This window comes from Arthrobacter sp. R4 (genome assembly GCF_051365025.1).
GTDB lineage: Bacteria > Actinomycetota > Actinomycetes > Actinomycetales > Micrococcaceae > Arthrobacter.
Window position 1 is genome coordinate 103,604 of record NZ_JBLWIJ010000024.1, and the last position, 19,496, is coordinate 123,099.

Annotated in this window: 18 protein-coding genes and 1 pseudogene; 9 read left to right on the top strand and 10 right to left on the bottom strand. The window is 59.4% G+C overall.

Annotated elements, in window-relative coordinates; all coding sequences use genetic code 11:
- Positions 1-2 precede the first annotated feature (2 nt).
- The 3 genes and pseudogenes from ACLKOZ_RS15855 to ACLKOZ_RS15865 all read left to right on the top strand — a co-directional run bounded on the left by ACLKOZ_RS15855 (position 3) and on the right by ACLKOZ_RS15865 (position 2,803).
- Positions 3-911: a TniB family NTP-binding protein gene (locus tag ACLKOZ_RS15855; RefSeq protein ID WP_436476378.1), complete on the top strand. Its 909-nt coding sequence runs from the start codon at positions 3-5 to the stop codon at positions 909-911.
- Positions 908-2,113, top strand: coding sequence for a TniQ family protein (locus tag ACLKOZ_RS15860; RefSeq protein WP_436476380.1), 1,206 nt, complete (start codon positions 908-910; stop codon positions 2,111-2,113). The genes ACLKOZ_RS15855 and ACLKOZ_RS15860 overlap by 4 nt, the downstream gene beginning before the upstream one ends.
- Before the next feature lie 79 nt (positions 2,114-2,192).
- Positions 2,193-2,803: pseudogene (locus ACLKOZ_RS15865) on the top strand (recombinase family protein).
- A 267-nt stretch (positions 2,804-3,070) separates the two neighbouring features.
- Here ACLKOZ_RS15865 and ACLKOZ_RS15870 read toward each other — a convergent pair.
- Both ACLKOZ_RS15870 and ACLKOZ_RS15875 read right to left on the bottom strand, forming a co-directional pair.
- A complete protein-coding gene (locus tag ACLKOZ_RS15870) occupies positions 3,071-4,066 on the bottom strand; it encodes an aldo/keto reductase family protein (RefSeq protein WP_436476382.1) in 996 nt (331 codons plus the stop codon).
- 11 nt (positions 4,067-4,077) lie between these two features.
- A complete protein-coding gene (locus tag ACLKOZ_RS15875) occupies positions 4,078-5,145 on the bottom strand; it encodes a LacI family DNA-binding transcriptional regulator (protein WP_436476384.1) in 1,068 nt (355 codons plus the stop codon).
- Positions 5,146-5,722: 577 nt separating this feature from the next.
- Between ACLKOZ_RS15875 and ACLKOZ_RS15880 the strand changes: the two genes are divergently transcribed.
- Complete coding sequence (locus tag ACLKOZ_RS15880; protein ID WP_436476386.1) at positions 5,723-6,034, top strand: hypothetical protein; 312 nt, start codon at positions 5,723-5,725, stop codon at positions 6,032-6,034.
- A gap of 575 nt (positions 6,035-6,609) precedes the next feature.
- Here the strand turns inward: ACLKOZ_RS15880 and ACLKOZ_RS15885 are convergent.
- The gene (locus tag ACLKOZ_RS15885) at positions 6,610-6,843 is read right to left on the bottom strand and encodes a hypothetical protein (protein ID WP_436476388.1); all 234 of its coding nucleotides are present in this window, start codon (positions 6,841-6,843) and stop codon (positions 6,610-6,612) included.
- Positions 6,844-7,135: 292 nt separating this feature from the next.
- Entirely contained in the window at positions 7,136-7,534 is a 399-nt protein-coding gene (locus ACLKOZ_RS15890) for a nuclear transport factor 2 family protein (RefSeq protein ID WP_436476390.1), read from the bottom strand.
- Positions 7,535-8,074: 540 nt separating this feature from the next.
- Here ACLKOZ_RS15890 and ACLKOZ_RS15895 point away from each other — a divergent pair.
- The 4 genes from ACLKOZ_RS15895 (at position 8,075) to ACLKOZ_RS15910 (ending at position 11,014) form a co-directional block, all read left to right on the top strand.
- A complete protein-coding gene (locus ACLKOZ_RS15895) occupies positions 8,075-8,683 on the top strand; it encodes a recombinase family protein (RefSeq protein ID WP_436476392.1) in 609 nt (202 codons plus the stop codon).
- Positions 8,684-8,963: 280 nt separating this feature from the next.
- Positions 8,964-9,968: a DUF3644 domain-containing protein gene (locus ACLKOZ_RS15900; protein ID WP_436476394.1), complete on the top strand. Its 1,005-nt coding sequence runs from the start codon at positions 8,964-8,966 to the stop codon at positions 9,966-9,968.
- 291 nt (positions 9,969-10,259) lie between these two features.
- Positions 10,260-10,586 carry a hypothetical protein gene (locus ACLKOZ_RS15905; RefSeq protein ID WP_436476396.1) on the top strand — a complete coding sequence of 109 codons (327 nt, stop codon included), beginning with the start codon at positions 10,260-10,262 and terminating at the stop codon, positions 10,584-10,586.
- A gap of 131 nt (positions 10,587-10,717) precedes the next feature.
- Positions 10,718-11,014: a PadR family transcriptional regulator gene (locus ACLKOZ_RS15910; protein WP_436476459.1), complete on the top strand. Its 297-nt coding sequence runs from the start codon at positions 10,718-10,720 to the stop codon at positions 11,012-11,014.
- Positions 11,015-11,808: 794 nt separating this feature from the next.
- On the opposite strand, the gene ACLKOZ_RS15915 is transcribed toward ACLKOZ_RS15910, so the two are convergent.
- The 4 genes from ACLKOZ_RS15915 to ACLKOZ_RS15930 form a co-directional block, all read right to left on the bottom strand.
- Positions 11,809-12,612 carry a hypothetical protein gene (locus tag ACLKOZ_RS15915; protein ID WP_436476398.1) on the bottom strand — a complete coding sequence of 268 codons (804 nt, stop codon included), beginning with the start codon at positions 12,610-12,612 and terminating at the stop codon, positions 11,809-11,811.
- Between the two features lie 221 nt (positions 12,613-12,833).
- On the bottom strand, positions 12,834-13,235 hold the full coding sequence (locus ACLKOZ_RS15920; protein WP_436476400.1) for a hypothetical protein: 402 nt from the start codon (positions 13,233-13,235) through the stop codon (positions 12,834-12,836).
- 297 nt (positions 13,236-13,532) lie between these two features.
- A complete protein-coding gene (locus tag ACLKOZ_RS15925) occupies positions 13,533-14,486 on the bottom strand; it encodes a hypothetical protein (RefSeq protein ID WP_436476402.1) in 954 nt (317 codons plus the stop codon).
- Between the two features lie 191 nt (positions 14,487-14,677).
- Positions 14,678-15,784, bottom strand: a complete 1,107-nt coding sequence (locus tag ACLKOZ_RS15930) for a hypothetical protein (protein WP_436476404.1) — start codon at positions 15,782-15,784, stop codon at positions 14,678-14,680.
- Positions 15,785-16,050: 266 nt separating this feature from the next.
- On the opposite strand from ACLKOZ_RS15930, the gene ACLKOZ_RS15935 reads away from it, so the two are divergent.
- Positions 16,051-16,749 (top strand): DUF6308 family protein, encoded by a 699-nt coding sequence (locus ACLKOZ_RS15935; protein ID WP_436476406.1) that lies wholly within the window; start codon positions 16,051-16,053, stop codon positions 16,747-16,749.
- On the opposite strand, the gene ACLKOZ_RS15940 is transcribed toward ACLKOZ_RS15935, so the two are convergent.
- Positions 16,736-17,815 carry a hypothetical protein gene (locus tag ACLKOZ_RS15940; RefSeq protein ID WP_436476407.1) on the bottom strand — a complete coding sequence of 360 codons (1,080 nt, stop codon included), beginning with the start codon at positions 17,813-17,815 and terminating at the stop codon, positions 16,736-16,738. The two genes, ACLKOZ_RS15935 and ACLKOZ_RS15940, sit on opposite strands and share 14 nt — an antisense overlap.
- A 31-nt stretch (positions 17,816-17,846) precedes the next feature.
- Positions 17,847-18,695, bottom strand: coding sequence for a hypothetical protein (locus tag ACLKOZ_RS15945; RefSeq protein WP_436476409.1), 849 nt, complete (start codon positions 18,693-18,695; stop codon positions 17,847-17,849).
- Positions 18,696-19,496: the final 801 nt, after the last annotated feature.

The following is a 19,496-nucleotide window of genomic DNA, read 5'->3' on the forward strand; positions in this document are numbered from 1 at the left end:
CTGTGGATGACTATCCGGTTCCTGACCTTGGGCATCTGCAGCCGTCCGCGCAGGTCCTGGCCCGACTGCCGGGCGCCGAAAGGATCCAACGGATCCGGGCCGACCGGTGGATCGGATATCCGCGGGCGGTGGATGCGCTGGCACGACTGGAGACCTTCTATGAATGGCCTGCTAAGCAGCGGATGCCCAACCTCCTGCTGATCGGTCCGACCAACAATGGCAAATCCATGATCATCGAAAAGTTCAGGCGCCGTCATCCGGCCGAGTCGGGCTCGGACCGCGAAACCATCCCAGTGCTGATTGTGCAGATGCCGTCCGAGCCGTCGGTGAGCCGGTTCTACACCGCCTTGCTCGCTGCAATGGGCGCGCCACTGCTGCCCCGTCAGCGGCTGGCGGACCTGGAGGTGCTCGCGCTATCTGTGCTGCGCAAAGTTGGTGTGAGGATGCTTGTCATTGACGAGCTGCACAATGTCCTCGCCGGACGGGACAGTACCAGGCGCGAATTCCTGAACCTCTTGCGGTTTCTGGGCAATGAACTGCGTGTACCTCTCGTCGGGGTCGGAACCCGTGAGGCATATCTGGCTATCCGATCAGATGACCAGCTTGAAAACCGCTTCGAACCCGTCGTCCTACCCCTCTGGCAGGAAGGTGACGCCGCCCTGTCGCTGCTCGCCAGCTTTGGATCATCCTTTCCGCTGCGCAACCCCTCGACCATCGCCACCGCCGATATGGCACGCTATCTGCTCGCCCGCAGCGAAGGAACTATCGGGGAACTGACATTGCTATTGACTGAAGCCGCCGTTGTCGCCGTCGACAGCGGGGAGGAAGCGATCAATCACCGCACCTTGTCCCTGGCCGCGTACCAGGGCCCGACCGAGCGCCGCCGGCAGTTCGAACGCGAACTAACATGAGGCCGCCGGACCGGTGGCCGCTGCACCCGGAACCGATACGCGGCGAAGCCATGACCTCCTGGCTCGGCCGTATCGCCGCCTGTTACTCCATGAATGCCAGGAACCTCCTCACATCGACGGCCGTCGGAAACGGAACGAGCCCACCAGACCTGGACCTCGACCCTCCCAGGGAATTGCTCACGGAACTGAGCCTGCGGACAGGGGTTCCGTCCGAGACCCTGAGCCGCATGAACATGGCCGGCTGGATTCCTTGGCTGCTGGACACTCTCGAGCCTGAAGAGGCCGCATTCAACACGTACGTCAATGAGTTCTCCATTTTCCTGAAACCCGGCGTCCGCCCGCCGCGGATAGTGCCGGGCTGGCGGCCCTGGATTCCCAAGATTCCCTATCCACGGGCCTGCCCCCAGTGCCTGGACGACCCTGCCAGAGAAGGGCTGAATCTGCTGTGGCAGCTTCCCCTGCTGCTCAGCTGCCCTGACCACGGCTGTCTGTTGGAATACTGCGCCGGCGTCCCAGGCGAGTATTTCGTCTGGCAGACAGAGGACCCCCTGCCGCGCCCGGCAAGCGAAGCGGTCCGGGAAATGGACCGCAGGACAGGGCAAGCAATAAACGATGGCTCCGTCGCGCTGCCGCGCCGCACCGTGCACGCCGGCATCTGGTTCCGGCTACTGCGAACCATCATCGATGAACTGAGCTGTCCGCTGTCCTTGTGGGGAGCACGCAAGACAGCTATCGAGTCGATGTGGGATGCATGCGGGGAGCCTGCTCGCGGAGGACTCGCTAAATGGCAGGCGCTGGAAGAGTTGCCGCGGAACAAACAGGGCAGCCTATTGACCGGCGCAGCACGCGTCATCCAGGCGTTGCAGGAAGGCACCCTACCGGGCTACGGAACCTCCTCGGATCTCTTCCTCCCGGAACCTGAGCGGCTTGTCGATCCGGAAACGCGACCCCAGCCGAAGACCGCGGCAAAACTTAGCGGCCTTGAGTTGGTCAAAGAAGCGCTGGACCGGGCTCTCGAAGACGCACGCCATAACCCCGAAACAGCCCAGGCGCTCTTCAGTTTCGCGACCCACGGCCGGACCGATACAGCCACGCTGGATACTCTGAATCAGAGAATGGTCGACCTCGGGATCCCAGCCGAATACCTGTCACACAAACTACCCGGCCGGCCGTCTACGGCACATAAAATAAGTGACGGGTAAAATGACATCCGAGTGGATGGTCCCGAGCTTCGCGAGCGAAGTCACTTAAACGAACGTATAAGTAACTAGGGAGATGCTGATGCTGGTCGGATATATGCGCGTCTCGAAAGCGGACGGCTCCCAGACGACGGACCTGCAGCGCGATGCACTCCTGGCCGCCGGCATCGATCAGGCTTCACTCTACGACGACAAGGCCTCCGGGAAAAAGGACGATAGACCCGAGCTGAGCGCATGCCTCAAGGCGATGCGCGACGGCGACACTCTCGTTGTCTGGAAGCTTGACCGGCTGGGCCGGGACTTAAGGCACCTGGTCAACATCGTCCATGACCTGACCGAACGCGGGATCGGACTCAAAGTACTCACCGGGCAGGGTGCCGCCATCGACACCACCACCGCCTCCGGAAAGCTCGTCTTCGGTATCTTCGCTGCCTTAGCCGAATTCGAACGTGAACTCATCTCCGAACGCACCCTCGCCGGACTGGCCTCGGCACGGGCACGTGGCCGCAATGGCGGACGCCCCTACAAGATGACCCCCGCGAAACTTCGTCTCGCCCTGGCATCAATGGGCCAGCCCGATACGAAAGTCAGCGACCTTTGTGCCGAACTCGGCATCACGCGCCAAACTCTGTACGGCATGTGTCGCCCGCTGGGGAGCTACGCCCAGACGGTGAGAAACTACTTTCCCGTTAGCCACGAATGATGCCTCCGACGAGGAGGTAGACGAGCTGTGCCGCTACGTCCAGCGCACCTCGCCTGATTGTGTCAAGTATTTTTGGCCCCGGTCGGACGGTAATATTTGGCCCCACTGGTTTGCGAGCCACCACGGATTATAGGTATCGGCAGATCTCGTCTTCAGGGCAGGACTCCGGTTCAGGTTCGGTGGCCTGTGCGTAAAGCCGGGAGATCGTTTCCCGGAGGGCCAGGAGTTCGGTGATCATGGGTTGTGGCGGTCCCGGCCTAAACCCGCTCCGGGAAAGATTCAACCTTCGCAGGGTCGCGCTCCACGACGTCGCCAAGGGTATCGTCGATCAGTTCAAGCGTTTCGCGCTCTAGAACCAGCTCGGCAGCTTTGACTGTGTCGTCGAGCTGTTCGGGGCGGCTGGCGCCGACAATCGCTGCGGAAACGTTCGGGTTAGCCAACACCCAGGCCACGGCCAGGGTGGCTAACGGCACGCCGAGATCTTCGGCGATCGGCTTGAGCTTCTCCACACGTTCCAGAACCTCCGGCTGCATGAACTTGTGCTCGGTCTTCAGTCCGCCGTCATCGTCGCTGAAACGGCTGCCGGCAGGAACCGTGGAAGCACCGTATTTGCCGCTCAACACGCCTTGGGCCAGCGGTGACCAGCACACCTGGGTGATCCCGAGTTCTTCGCAGACGGGCACTACCTCGGGCTCGATCACGCGCCACAGCATGTTGTACTGCGGTTGGCTCGACACCAACCGGATGCCCAGTTCGGCCGCCAGCGCTGCGCCGGCGCGGATCTCTTCCACGGTCCATTCGGACACGCCGATGTAGTGGGCTTTACCGGCATGGACGATGTCCGCGAAGGCCCCCATGGTTTCCTCCAGCGGGGTCTCGTAGTCGTACCGGTGAGCCTGGTAAACGTCCACGTAGTCCGTCTGCAGACGCCTCAGCGAACCGTTGACGGATTCCATGACGTGCTTGCGGGACAGGCCGCGGTCATTCTTGCCCGGTCCCGTGGGGAAGAACGCCTTGGTCATGATCTCCACGCCTTCGCGGCGGACTCCCTTCAGGGCTTCGCCGAGCATGGATTCGGCCTTGGTGCCTGCATAAGCGTCCGCGGTGTCGAAAGTGGTGATGCCCAGATCCAGCGCCTTGCGGACGCATTCCGTGGCGAGGTCCTGGTCCACGGTTTCGCCATGCGTAGCCCAGTTGCCCAGTGCTATGGCGCTGACGTACATGCCGCTGGTGCCGAGTTTGCGGTATTGCATGAAGTTTCCTTTCAGGGGGCGCCGGAGTGTCCGGCGGAATGAGGAGAATTTGGGGCGCTGGTAGTTGAGCGCAGGGCACGGGGAGGTGCGGTGGTCTCCCGCACAACCAGGCGAGCCGGACGCACGAGGGCGGCAGGGGGCCGTCCATTCAGGATGTCCAGGAGGATCCGGGCGGCGTCCTGTCCTTGTTCGGCTACTTCGTGGTCCATCGTTGTCAGGTCCACGACGTCACAGAGCTCGTGATTGTCGAACCCCAGCACGGAGAAATCCCGTGGAACGTCCAAACCTGCTTTGCGGAGGACTTTGAGAACACCGAAGGCCATCTCATCGGAGGCGACAAAAGCCGCTGTCGGGACCTGTTCCGCTACAAGCAGCCGCGACATGGCAGCGGCACCCCCGGCGACACTGTTCTCATCAAACTGTTCAAGCTTGCTGTCCCGGGGCATTCCGACTTCGGCCAGTGCCTCCCTATAGCCCATGAGCCGTTGCAAGGGAGGTACACCGCCGAGGTTGCTGCCTTCCTCATCACGGATACCGATGAACGCGATCCGTTCGTGGCCGAGATTTAGCAGATGCCTCACGGCAGCCCGCCCGGCCCCGACGTTGTCCACGGATACCGATCCGATGCCCTGTGCTTCCGCACCCAGCAATGCCACTGCCTGACCCTGGGAAGTGAGCGATTCCAACTCGTCCTTCGTGGGCTGCAGCGCCATGATGATGACCCCGTCAGTCCGGCCATGCAGGTGCGCACCACCGAAGAACCGCTCCCGCTGCGCAAGGGTGGCCAGCTCAAAAAGGAGCACGTCAAACCCGGCTTCCCGGAGGGTCTGCGCTGCTTCACCGATGACCTTACCGAAAAACCACTTCGCCAGGACCGGCACCACAATGCCCACAGCGTGCGTCCGGCCCGTCGCAAGCCGCGAAGCAGCGGGAGACGCCGAATAGCCCAGTTGCCGGGCGGCATTCTGCACGCGCTTGCGGGTCGCGGCTGACACGCCAGGGACGGAACGCAGGGCACGAGAGACTGTCGATACAGAGACTCCAGCCATCTCCGCGACGGATTCCACACTAGCTGTCATGCGTTCATGCTAGGCCGATTTCAACAATTAACGCAAGCGCTTGCAAAGCGTCTTATCCATCGAGTCCCTGCTTGCCTGACGATGACGGTTTGATGTCCTCACAGCCTGTCCTGCCAGCCCCACCCGGTCAACGGGGAATCAGCATGCCCCGCTCCGGGACAGCACGGGAGCCCCCTGCGACGAGCTGTCCCGTTGAGGGCGCTTACGGACACACAATCGCAGTGCAGACGACTTCTGACATTCACTGCAAGCGACTTCTGCGGGGCCGGCCTGCGGCGATATTTGCGCAGCAGCTTCTGGTGAACCGGAGTCTTTGTACATCTGAAGAGGACGCATGGGCGATGACACCTGACATCTGTCCACAGGTTCTGGTTCGGGGTGCTTCCCTGGCTCCGCCGCTGCAAAGCCTACGGTCGTGCTATTCCCGCGTCCGTTCGATGGTGTGCGCCTGACAGCTGGAATTCGCCACCGGCATGGCTATACCGGGGCCACCCGCGGCCATTGCATTGTTGAGTGAGTGCGAGCTTAATTGTGCTCGGAGCGCACTTCGCGCTTCCACAATTAAGGAGGAATGCACATGACTCTGACCAGGAAATCCCTCGCGGTTTCCGTCCTCGTTTTTGTTGGAACTCTAGGGTTCGCACCGACGGCGACAGCAACGATTCACCCTCTCGTGGAATCCTACGACTGCGCCAACGCCAACGCCTTCGCCAACCATCCGCTCGGAGACGTCGCCGACCCGCCAGGCGTCACACCCGGGTATGGGAACCACTCGGAGCAAAGCACACTGCGCTCAATAATCGCTGTCACCGACGGTTTCACCGATCCGACGAGTCCGGCCATCTTCGGTCACAAACTAGACGGGACATGCGGACACGCAGGCCCTTAGCCTGCCCGCTTGCGGCTCCGCTGGGAGGGCCGCACCTTACCGCCCCGCAAGTTATCGATGGCAAGCTGGTGGATGGTCATGAATCAGGACAACATCTGCCGAGATCGTCCTGATTCGCAGGCACCACGAGAGTACTCGCCGCACATCTCGGTCCATCCAAACCACTTGTGCACGACCGCCCACTCGAATGACTCAATCGCTTCAGGATCATTCGCGCCCAACCGGCTCCGGACGATTAGTCTGACATGCTCCATGAGAACGACGCCAGTGACGCCGACTCGTCAGCGCCGCCAGGCGCGATAAGCGGTAGGCCCTGCACGCCATTTACCGCTACGAAAACTACGCCATTTACCGCTGCAACTCACAAGCCAAATTCGGCGGCAGGACGTCGATCCCCTCCGATAAGCGATCAGCCCCGGGTTCTCGATTCGCCGCTTTCTCGGAATCCTTCGTTAGCGAGAACTCAGACGCAAACAGGAGTGCGCCGTAATAGTTGCCCGACACGCGACCACCCGTCCAGGGGGCCAGAGCGTTTTCCTCTGGTTCTAGGGCTTGCCGTTGGGATGCTCTGTGTCCTAGTCAACTTCTTCGGGGATGACCTGATAGGCGATCAGGTCCATGCGGTCTGCGGTAGTGAGCCGGTTATCGTTCTGGATAGCGGCTGCGTCCCCGCCATCCATGTCCTCACTGCCGGCCGTCGCTGTTTCCGGGTCGGTGGTGTGATGGTCGTCTTTGTGGCGGGATAACTCCAGCCACAGTGACATACGGCCCTGTACCAGCCCTTGATGGGTGTGCGATGCTCCGCGCATGGCGTACTTCCTTGAATACGTGAGCGACCAGACTTCTGGCCGTTCTCGTATCGATTGCGGCAGCTTTGGTGACGCTCTGGCCAGGGCTAAGGATGCCCTGCGGGGGTTGCGGTGCACCTCAGCTGTTTTGCGGCATGCACACGCGTCAAGTGTTGCCTTTGGTGAGGGTTCTGTTCTGGCGGTCTACACGCCAATCGATGGCTGGCGGGTCCACGAGACGGGGCCACAATAGCTCCGCCGGCGAAAGTACCTGCCGCGTTAGAGAACTCGACCAGTGTGTTTCTCGCCGCCCTCAGCCGGTCACCGTGTCGCCGTGACGGTGGGCGACTTTCCATGCACCGTCCTCGCGGCGGTAGATCTGAGTGGCTCGCAGGACGTAGCTACGCGGCTCCCCGTCGACTGAGGCCGAGGTATGTTCCAGTCCCGCCGTGAAGGCCATATCGCCCACTACGTCATAGGCCAGTAATTCAAACCTGTACGAGGTGCAGTCGGAAAACTGGCTGGCGAGGCCGGTGAACAAGGCGTCCAATTCCTGCTGTCCGGAGGCATTGCGCCACGCGCCCAGAACACTCACGGGATCGTTACGAGACCAGACCGCCCTGCGCGGACCGGAGTCACCATTATGGATAGCCAGTTCCGCATCGTGCAGCGTAGTCCTTACCCAGTCCAGAAAATCCGCGCGATCGCTCATGCCACCAGTATGATCCCGGCACCCCGACCACTGCGACCGCTTCCTCTGATTTGGCTGCGTCGCAGCAGGAATCATGCCAAGGATCACTAGCAGAGGCCCAAGTATCGAACGGGTGGCGGGGCCGTTAAACTTCCCCCTCATGGGAATACGTCCGTGGAAGAGTCCTCAACGATTTCAGCCCCGGGCGGGCAATCCAGGGTATGGCGAAGGCCCGCCGATTTGGGGGAACCGTGGGCCTTCAAATGGAAACGATACAAAGCAACCACAAAAACAGCGACTGAGTAACTAGACCCAATTACTTGCCCGTTGCCTGACGATGTGCGAACCAGCAGGTTGGTTGCAATGATCCACCTGCGAGAAGACCCGGAGCTGACTCGTCAACTTTCGATGGTCAGCTTGTGCAGAGGACTCCTGACATCCGTGCAGACGACTTCTGAAACTGACACCCGTTGCCGGTATCAAAGCTGGTTTGAACACGGGAAAGAGGGTTTTTGACGTGTTTTTCGATCATGCGTCGCCCGAGGATTGAAAGGCGGCCATGTGAGCCGGAATGTGATTGGCTACGCCCGAGTCAGCACGCGGGGCCAGGCCCTGGATGCGCAGGTCGATGCGCTTGTGGGTGCTGGTGCCATCAAAGTCTTCATGGAGCATGCCTCAGGTGCGACGCAGGCACGGGCGCGCTGGCAGGACTGTCTGGAACACCTTCAACCGGGCAACATCCTGGTGGTTACCGACCTGACCAGGCTGGGGCGCAGCACCGCGGACCTGTCCGACATCGTGACAGTACTCGGGCAGCGGGGGATAGGCTTCCGGTCGCTGGCTGAACCCTGGCTGGACACGACCAGTGCACACGGGAAACTGATCTTCGACATGTTCGCGTCGCTGGCGGAGTACGAACGCTCCCGGTTGTCCGAGCGCACGAGGGCTGGGTTAGCCGCCGCGAAAGCCAGGGGACGACTTGGGGGCCGTCCGCCGGCGATGACGGCGACGAAACTTGCGGCGGCCAGAGACCTGAGGCGGCAGGGAAAGAAACTGCAGGAGATCGCGGAGACTCTCAGCGTGAGCATTTCCACCCTCACCAGGGCCCTCGGGCCGCGAACAGGCAAGCCAGCGCAGGAGTCCCAAGCCATCGTTCAGAGCGTTGCATAAGTTCGTTTCGTACGCGATCACTGCGACGCGGCTTTTGGTACAACTTGTGAGACACGAAGATTACGCCGAGCTCATTGGCCCAGTGTCATCCGTTCTGCGGGGGAGTTTTCCACCCGAGGTGTCCACAGAACCAAGGAAGTGGGACGATGGCCGCCCGACCATGTTGCCAGGGATCGACACGTTGAGTTCTCCTCCTTCGCACCCTAGGCGCAGGTAGCCTGTGGGGAACAGTGTCCCGAGGTGGAGGACAATCACCGCGCAGGATCTCATCCAGCGTCGAATGCTGGAGGTAGATCGAATGGGCGCGCCGTATGTATCCATGAGGCGGTTGGTGGATAACTCGCTGTCTGCAATATTGGGTGCAGTCGAGGTCTACAACAAGCCGCGTATGACCTACAGGGATGAGGTCACCGTGATGCTTGTGGTGAACGCCTGGGAACTCGCGCTGAAGGCAACCTTGCGGAAGAACCGTAAAACTATCTTCTACCCCAAGAACCGAGGCGATCAGTACCGATCGCTCACCCTCGACGACTGCCTTGGAAGAGTCTCCGCGCAAAATCTCTGGCCCGCCCACATTGATGGTCCTGCCGTAGTAGCAAACGTGAAGGCCCTCTCGGAGTACCGGGATCGCGCCATTCATCTCTACAACGCCCAAGGCCTGGGGGCGATCATCTACCCATTCCTGCAACAAAATGTCCTTAACTACCGGGACTTCATGCTGGCCAAGTTCAACAAGGATCTCGCTGATTCCATGACATGGCAGCTCCTGCCGCTTGGAGCGACAGCGCCGGCGGACGCCGTGAGGTTCATGCGCACGGACAGCAACGCAACCATGGTTACCGAAGTGCGGCAGTTCATCGAAGCGCTGCGAGGTTACATGGACGAAGCGGAGGCGGCGGGCAGCGAAATGTCGCGCGTTGCCACGATCTACGACATCAACATGCAGTCCGTGAAGAAAATGACGAGTGCGGACCTTGTCGTAGCCATCTCCCCGACGGGAGACGGGCAAGTTGTGGTGCGGAAGACCGACCCCAACAAGACTCACCCCTACAACATGAAAGAGCTACTGGTAAGGGTCAACGACCGACGTGAAGGGCGTCCCTTGAATAGCTACGACTATCAAGCCGTGTGCTGGAAAGAAAACCTGAAGGACGAGGCGAAGTACGCGTGGAAGCACAGCAACGCGGCAAGCCACGTATGGTCCGGCGACGCCGTCCATTTCCTAGCATCACTCGATGATGACTATTACGACAAGTGCCGAGCTGAGTATCGCGAGAGGGCTTAAGGCTGCGTCCTAGGTAAGACTCTCGCGGCGTAGCAAAATAACCTCGTGAAAATTCCTAACGAAAGACGGCTGCAAGGCAGAATCCAGGTAGGGGCCGGATTCCTTTGATGAAGCCTTCTGAGTAGTCATCAGCGTGAAAGGACATCCCAGATCTAAGGAACTGGGACACCCTGATCGGAACTCCGTGCGTTAGAGATGAGCGCGCCTACGCAGAAATAGCCTCCGTCCCACTTAACAGCCCGCAGGGACGGAACTGTAGAAGATAACGAACTACAGAGAAGGAGCATGAAGATGAGTTCTGCAGAACAATGCCCACTTGCGGGCTGCGGGGAGAGAACAGTTGCGTCCGCACCGCACCACGATCCGTTCGCCAAAGTTGTTCTTGCCCAGCTGGTGACTCCAACGATGACACCCACCTGCGACGAACACGCAGATGTGCTGTGGACGCTCTACAGGAATCGAGTGGTGTTGGCGCTCTTCGACGGCGCGCACCCAAGAGTGTCGGTCGCAAAAGAGGTCCTAACCGGTGTTGCATGGACACTCAATTTGCACAACGATTCGACATCGAAATCAATAGCTGCCCTGCTGGCGGAAACAGTCAAGAGTGCTGACCGATAGCAGGAGGTCGGCTCATGATGTTGCCAAGCATTGACTATAAGAAGCTATCTTCCTATTCTCTAGTCATGGGTCGAAGAAAGCCGGGGACGCTCCTCCCGTTAGAGCTACGCATCTTGTCGATCATTGAGGACATGGGGGCGGCTGGCAGTGAAGCGTACGGCTTTTCCGTTGCAAGTGCACTGTCGGTTCAAGGGGGGAAAAAGCTGACGGCCCACGGCACTCTCTACAAGGCGTTGGCTCGGATGACGGAAGCGGGCCTTTTGAAATCGCACTGGGAGAGCCCGGAGATCGCGGAAAGCCAGGGCCGGCCTCGCCGCCGCCTGTACAGCATTACGAACAATGGCAGAGGTGCGTTGGCAGCCGCTTCCAGGACCGGCGCCCCCGTGCGAATCGTGGCTCCACCATCCTTCAAGCCGGTACGGCCGTGACAGGGCCGGGAGAGCTCCCATCCTGTTGGAGCGCCAAGGCGGTTATGTGGTGGGTAAACATCTACACGAAGTATGTCCAGTCAGAAGCTGCCAACTGCCGGCGCGATGAGCTGATATCTGACCTGCACGAACAGTACGCCGCCGGCTGCCGCGCAGGGCTTCCCCCCAAGGCCGTCAGCCGCTCAGTTCTCTGGCGGGCAGTCAGGGGAATCCCGTCCGATCTGCGCTGGGGCAATGCTCATCATCAACGGAAGGGGACAGCTGTGGATATGACAACAGGGGACCGGGGGGCCAGAAGACTATTTCACGGAATGAACATTCTTTGGATTGTCTTGGCCGGAATGTTCATTCTCGGGATCGGGGCCACAGCAGCGGAGTATTTCGTGCGGGGTGGTGACCTCCTAGGCCGCTTATATTTCGGCTCGTTGGGATTGGGTGTATCCGGTCTCTTGGTGTTGACGAGCATGGCCCTATTCGTCACCGCACGAGTTTTGCAGCTGATCATCCAAGGCTGGACTAACCGACGTCATCCCAGCGCGTGAATCCGGCCTAAGGGGCAACATCCAGCACCTGCTCCCTTCCGGAACCGACTCGGGTCAACACTGTGCGCATCAATGGCCGGGAGCTCGTCAAGCCCGCCGGGCAGGCAGCTACATGGAGCCATACCGCGATCCTCACCGCGCGATTCTAGGCCGGCGGGGGAGTGTCCTGGGAGGTCCCGTTTCCAAGGAAGTGGGACAGTGAACCCTGGAAGGGTAGGCCTGTTCCTCTTGGCCCGAATAGACCGTTTGGGTCTACATTCCCCGCTGAGAGAGGCCCTTGTTCAGCAGATACATAAGCTGCTGAATATCATTCGCTCTCTCGTGTCGTTGATCCTCTTGGAGGTGGTCAAAGAGGATAGCAATTTTCAAGGGAGGCAGTAAGTCCTTGAAGCCGAGACTGGCATGAAAATCCTTGGTCGGTTCATAGAATTCAAGCCGATCCAGTCCCTTTAGGACGTAAATGCTGGCGGGAACACTTATGGCACAGCCGACAAGACTGGCCAGCGGATAAATGATGGGTGCGGCAGGCGTCTCGTCTTCCCAGTGGCTGTGGCTATCCGCGAAGAAGCCCATCATTCCGCCGCCGCCGAGGATGAAGCCTTCTAACTTCTCAACCGAACCCACGAATTTCACGGCTGGCACGGAGACCCCGTTGTCACCGACGAAGTTCATGTCGATGGTGTTGAAATGCGTTAATGCATGATCAATTTTTGCGCGGAGGTCGTTCACGTCCTGCGCCAGTCGTCCCGGACTGAGTGACGCTCCAACGGCCGCCGAATACAGGCGAACCCCCTCCGAGTCGCCGAATATCCGCCGGCAAAGTGTAAGTGCAAGCTCTTCCGTCTGTTGAGAGTCTGCGTGCTGGAGAAGCTTTTGGTAATGATCAGCTATCCATGTCACTTCGGCCATGCCGACGATCGGGTCAGGAATCCAGCCCGCACGATTCCGCCTTGCAACGTATGCGACCTGACCAATTGCGTGACTAATCGTCGGCGCGATTCCCCAACGCGAAAGCTTCTGTTCCAGATCCCTTGCGGCGCCCCCCATGATGGTCATGCCTCATACTCCTATGGCTGGAGGTCGATTGCATAAGCTCACAGCCTGTGTGTCCACGTGCCGCGGGTGCTGGTCCACAAGAACCGGGAGACGGTCCGTTGTTGGGTCAACGATCAGTCCCGCTAGCGTGTCAGCGCGGCACAGCGGGGGACTGTCCCACCAGGACCGTTCCACAGCCAAGGATGTGGGACGCTGGAAGGAGGATGGAGTTTCGCCTGGCCTTACTGGATCTGGTGGCTTTCGAGAATGTCGGTGGTCCACTGGCCGCCGGACCACTCAAGCCGGCATGTCCAGCGATAGACCTTGGAGAACCCCGCATCAGCAATCGTGGCCTTGTATAGATCACCGGCGAGGACGCTTCCCTGCACCGTCTGGTTGCCGCCGCCGTTCTTCTGTTTGCTGATCAGTTCCTTGCAGGTGGCCAGTCCGTTCTCCTCGGTTTTCTGTGGATTGTTCTGCGGGGAGAAGGATGAGGACACCCACGTGATCAAAGCGATGATGACGGCGAGAGCAATGAGTGCCAGCAGGCAGCCGACGCCAGGGCTCATCTCCAGCCGTTTCTGCGCGGCCTGACGTGGGGCGGCGACGGGACCCCCAGTTGTCGGGTCGATGGTGATGCTCACGTTCGGGCCGAATTCACTTCGGGGCACGGGATTGGACCAGGACTCGCCCGACCAGTGATAAGCGAGATTACTGCGAGGACTTGCGGCGTACCAGCCTGGCTCGCGATGGTCGTTTGAAATTGTTCCCCCAGGATATTGAAATCCGGCGATGAGCCGGAAGTGTCGTCTGACGCCACTGATTTCTAAGAATAGGCGGTCGGTGCAGGGGACTTCGACGGACGTTCGCGTCAACCCAGCCAAAGCTCGCCCTGACCTCGACGAACCTGCATCCGTCAGGGCGGGCGTGGCTAGCGGCAGTTACCCATTATCGGTCAGCAGGACGGCAAAATCCGCTCGGAGAATCGGGAGCGCCTCACTCGCGTCCTCGCCGAGGAGCTCGTCGAGAGTCCAGACCGCGAAGTAGGGCTGCCTGGGAAGCAGGATGCCGAGCCTGCGAATGCCCAGTGAATCGTCGAGGTCGAGGAGTGCATAGCCAAGCAGCTGGAACAGCGTGTCCCTGATCCAGGGGCTAGTGATCTCCTCCCGCGTCTTTAGTTCCACGAGCAAGTCACCGACAGCCCAATCAGCGTCTGCCCCTCCTACTGCCACGCTTGCGAGGAAATGCGGGTTGGGCACGTAGTCGTCGCCCGACTCGATGCCGCGGTTCCACTCATCCAGGAGCGGCCCGACCGCGTCTCGCATGACTGCGATATCGACGACCAGCGAGTCGTCGATGCTCATCATGAGGTCGACGGCGTTTTTGGCTCGCTTGATCCGTCGGCCCAGTTCACCTGAAAGTGCCTCATGCGGCCCTATCCGTGCGATACTCTCGCACCAAGCGAGATAAACTGACGCCCTGGCGAGGCTCAGCGGGTGGCTGTCCCGCTCCTTCCATGTGAGATAAGCGAAGCCTACGGCCTGCTCCAGCACCTTGTGGATGTGCTTTCCCCTATGGACGACGCTCGGATCGGCAGCAAGAAGGTCGAGCCCTCTTTGAGCCATCGTGTCCACGAAGTTGAAGCCGGGCAGCTCCATCCGAATGCGATAGTCGAGAGCCATGCCTGCCACGATGGCGTGGCTCTGACGGTCCTTCACCGCTTCGGGAATGGGGAGACGAGCTTCTAACGTAATGAGCTCGTCGAAGCCGAATGACGAGGCCACCGCGCGGCCCCGGTGACCTCGGGTTCCAGCTAGTGCGAGCTGCGGGGCACTCTCGTAGATGAATTGCCGGATCGGCGATTCCTTGCTGCTGAGGTGGCTCGTAAGGGACATGGTGTGACCCTATCGCGGACGTCCGACACTGATCGTTTTGAGAGGCCCGCTGGACGGGGTCTCATTTCCAAAAAAGTGGGGACACCTGGTGCGGTAGCAGCGCTGGGCCGTTGGCCGTCAGCCGGCAGGGGACTCCCGGCTCTCCAGCAAGTCGCACCGTAGGGTGAATGGTTTTGAACTAATTTCCCGTATCAGCCGTTGTCATGGGTATTCACCAGCGTGGGAAGAGGAGCGACGGTGAGCATTTGGTCGAGGGTCGCAAGAGTGAAAACCCGCCCCTCAGTGTCACGAACCACGGGACCAAGAGTGTCATTGACGCGTGTCCACCCCATTCCGCTGAGGACGGCAAACAAGGGGATTCCGCCAAGTCGAATTGATTCTCCTCGAAGTCGCTCAAAACGAAGGGCCTTGTCTCGGGCGGTTCCGCCGTCGTTCACAAGTTTGCATTCGAGGATTCCCCGTAGGCTGCCCGAGTCATCGAAAATCACGAAATCCGGCGCGGGTTGTACCTGAAGTTCAAATCTCCGAGCTATTTCGGCTTGGTCGTGTGCCCCAGTGCGTAGGTACGGGACGCCAGCGCTTAGAAAGAGCTGCTCGACGGCGTCCTCGATGAGATTGCCGCGCTTAGTTGACGTCGCATCCAGAACCTGTCGATATGCGCCCCCGTAGTGCCGCTGGTGAAGGAAATCTGCGTATGGCACACCGGTTGTCGCCAGGTTGCTTGCAGAAGACCAGCCGTTTTCCGTATCGATCTTGGCTTGTTTGGAGCGCAGTCCTCCTCCTGGATCACCAAACAAGGATCCGTCCATGATTTGAGTCAACGTCTTAGCAATAGTCGTTGCCTGAGCAGGTGTGGCGGGCGCTCCATTGCGTTCCATGGAGTCGATCTTGCCTGCAGACACACCTCCCCCGTTAGTTGCTTCGGCCACGAGAACTGTAGCCTGCGCGAACTCCGTTTTTGCCAGGCCGAGAATAGTCCGGAAGACCAGGAGTGTTCGAGGATCATCGGTTATCGTCGTCGAAAGCGTAGTTTCGTCAACGACTGTAAAGCTGCTCGTTGCTGTGGCTGCCGCAGCATACGCTTCACGGAAATACGGCGCTTCATAAAAAGGTGCTTCATGGATGTACGCAAAATCTGGGGCCAGATGCGGAACATATGCCTCGCGGGCGACTTCAGCAAATATACGTGAATGCTCCGCTGTTCCATGACGCTGCGATACTAGCCTGATCTGGGCAACCCGTTGATCCCAGCTGGGAGCTTGAACGATTGCTCCCACGGTTTCGTTGACAGAGGCCACTAAACCACGTCCATCAGCGAGCCAGATGTGTGTAGAGCGGGCAACGACTCGGACGAGTCACCCCAAGTCACCCCGATATCCAGCACTTGCTTGAGAGCTGCTGCAGGGTCTGACGGAATAGATGGGCGGGCGAAAGGAGCGAGACGAAGAGGCACAGGATGAACTTTACTCACCCTATCGACAGTACTGGTGATGCCTTTCGAAGACTGGGGAATACGAGATCACGCGTCGACGGGCCAAATCTGCACTCGCCTAGGATGACCTTCATGACGCAGTATTTGCACGTAGGTGGGGAACGGATCGAGTTCAAGCGGGCTTTGGCCTTCGCCGCACGCTATTTGGCTAACGAAGGAGGGCTGTGGGCCTACCCTGCCTATGATGCTTATCCTGGCCATCCGGGATCTGACGTCGGGCGTGCAGATCTGCTGGCGGTGTCTTTGCTGCATGCCCACCAGAGGCCAGTGGCCACCTACTACAGCATGGAAGCGCTGCTTCCGGTCCTGAACGCGCGGCTTGCAGATCCGGCGCTGAGCGGCACATTGGCCGATGCTAAGCAGCCCACGTTGGAGGCCTTGGCCCGCCTCTTCGGAATCCTTGACGACTACAAGCCGAACCAAGTGAGCCTGACCAAACTCTCGAAGGTTCTCCATCGTAAGAGGCCGGAGCTGATTCCGTTGTATGACGAGAACATTCGCGTCTGCTACATGCGGAACGGAAAAATTCCACGCGCGAAAGACCGCAGCTGGAAGGACTTTTCGATGTTGCTTCTGCCCGCAATCCGTCATGATCTGGTTGACCAGATGGACCAGTGGCTCGAGATAGCGGCATTGGCTTCCGGTCCGGCTATCACTCCGCTGCGGGCAATGGACATCGTTGGGTGGCACCTCGGCGGGCAAAGACCGGAGGATGAGGTTGGCCAAAGTCCATTGAACTGGGACAACAGCCCTGCCGCTACGTCAATGTAACCAAGCTCAAGGCCTGCTTCTCAGGAAAGTATTTGAGTCCGACGGCAACTTTGACGGGATGTGCACCGTCGCGGGGCAGTTCAAGGACAAGAGTGAACTGCACTGTCTCATCCTGGTTGTGTTGAAGTCGGTAGATGTAGTCATGCTCAAGGTGGTTGCGGAGGACTGAGGCCAATTCTTCGCGCGAGTGATCATGGATGCCGGCGATCTTTAGTATTTTCCCCTTTGCTGTGGTGAGGTAGCCGAATTTAGCTTCGGGTATGAGGATTTCGAACCCTTCAAGGGGGAGCGGCGTGTCTGAAATCGCGTTGAGAGAGACGAGCACGTCTTCTCTGTAGTGAGGAATTAGCTCCGTCTGAATCTTGTAGCTGAGGAGCGGCCCGAAAAGTACGTTGTTGACGCTCACTATTTTGAATCCGTGTTCTTCGAACGGGAGGCCGGTTTCGTTCGAGTTGCTGACCATAGGTTCGTCGCCGCCGTGGTCCACGATGATCCGTCTCTTGTTCTTGATGAAGGATGTCCCCAGCAAGGATCCGGCAAGGTCCCGAAAGTCCGACCCATACGTCGTGGGGACATAGCCGAGGTAAGAGGGATAGGCGCAGAGCTCTTGGTGAAGGGCTTCACGCTGGACTTCGGCCAGATTATTCAGATATACGCAATAGATGTACTGCTGACCCCAGTCAAGAGAAGGGCTACCAACGAACCCACTGTAGAGAGCCAGTTCGCGCGTTGCCACAGGCGCCAGGAGGATATCTCCTACCATCACGCTGAGCGTAGCTTCCTTACCCAGGAGGGGGAGGAACATTCGTGTAATGGCTTCGCCGTAGCCGGGGTCGTCTACGAGGTCCACGTTGAACAGGAGAGCCATCTCATGTCGCTTGGTGGATGGAACCAGTGCAGGGCCCAGTTCCCCGTAAATGACACCAGCTAAGGCGAGTTCTTCCTCCAACAGAGCATGGTGGGCACGGATAAAGCGACCGAACTGGTCTGTTCGCATTTGATAGGCAGACCGGGCGGAAAGGAGTCCGAGATCCGCTCTTGCATTCACCGTCAGTATGGAAGTCATGGCGTGAGCCTATTGGAGACGAGGCCGGTGCTTATCCGATCTCACCGCGAGTCCTTCCGGGTACAGCCTTTTTGGCCAGCCGCTTCGCGGCCCTCGCCACGTTCCTTTCGCGCTTCAGCTGCTCGGTTAGTTGATCCGCGAGAGCTTTGTGGTTTCGCACAAGCTTCGTCGTCTCTTTAGCTTCGGCAACGGCTTGTGCCAAGCTCTGTTCCCCTGCCTCTGGGACCGTGATCTTGGTCTTCCAGGTCTCCGCGTACTTCACTCGGTAGCGGGCCTGCTTGAGCTGCTCCCGGAGATGAACCAATTCCTCTTCTACTTGTTTGAGGTGTTCGGCGGTTGAAACCGCCGCAGCAGGAACCTCGGTAGGTGGTTGGGCGGACCGCAGTGCGGAGAACTCCGTCTCCTGTGGCGGCCCGGGTGCGATTCCAAGAGTTGCCGACAGCCACGCGAAGTCCAGCGTCCACTCATGGATGCTTCGCTCCAGCCACTGATCTCTAGCGGCCATGAGGTGGTCATTCAGCTCTTCCACTGACCAACCGTTGACTTTCATCAGCTGGTCAATGGCATCGTCGGCGTAACCCATCATCTGTGCACGGCCGAAGTGTTTCGCGCTGTGACACCGCGGGCACAGGGCAACGAGCCCTACGAGTCGTTGAACATGGAGGTCCCCGTCCTCGATCCACTCCCAACGCTCGTGGCAATCTACACGGCCCTTAGCGCCGACTCCGCCACACACACTACATACGCCAGCTGAAGATTCCTTAGCGAACTTCTTGCACATCTCCCACTGTGACCACGTCAGCCGGTTGCGGAGATTCTCTCCAAAAACAGTTCGCGGTATCAGTTCCAGCGAGAGCAAATGAGATTCAGCAGGTGGCATTCAGTTGCTCCTATTCCTCGCGGTTACGTGAGGGGATGGCCTCTTGGGCTCACCCTAACAACCTCCTCTGACACCTTGGTCTTCCGTTGGGTTTGCGCGCACAGGATCCCGAGTGTGGTTGAGCTCAGCATGCAAAGCAGGAAGAGCGGAAAAGTGTGTTGGCTGGGCACTTGAGAGCAGCAACACCTCAAAGTGCATCTGCCCTACGCTGTCGCGCTAGTATCGGCTAGAACGTAACAGGATGGCCTACGGCCGACAAAGGGGATGGGGGTTTGCTGAGGTTCGATGAACCCCTGTGGATACGAGACCTAGATCGTCGTGCCATCGGCAAAATAAAAACACATGTCACCGACTCCACTCTCCCAAGAACAACAGGCTTTGTTGGTAGCAGCGACGCCGCTTCCTAACCTCCAAGACGCCTTAAATTGGATTGCCGAACAGCGCCCCCTGACAGGGGGGATCACACACCGATTGCTGACCGCATTGGTGCATGCTGCAGACGCCGCTGTTCCAGGTGCCGAGGCAGCTCTTCGCGCCGTGGCTAGGCAGGTGTTGCGCAGTACTTTAGATACAAGCGCCGACTTGGTCTTAACTGAAACAATCGTGGCGCCCCACCGCTATCAGGAAGCTTTAGCGGAGGTCGCGAGGCGGACTCCCACCGGCTCCTTATCCGGAATAACCCCCCAGGCTGTGGGGGCAGCCCAAGCAAGCAACACACTCGTGATTGAAGCCTTGGCCCTCGTCACAGGACTAAGCTGGCGGGATCTCAGGGACCGGGCCAGTACCAGGGGATCCAGTCTT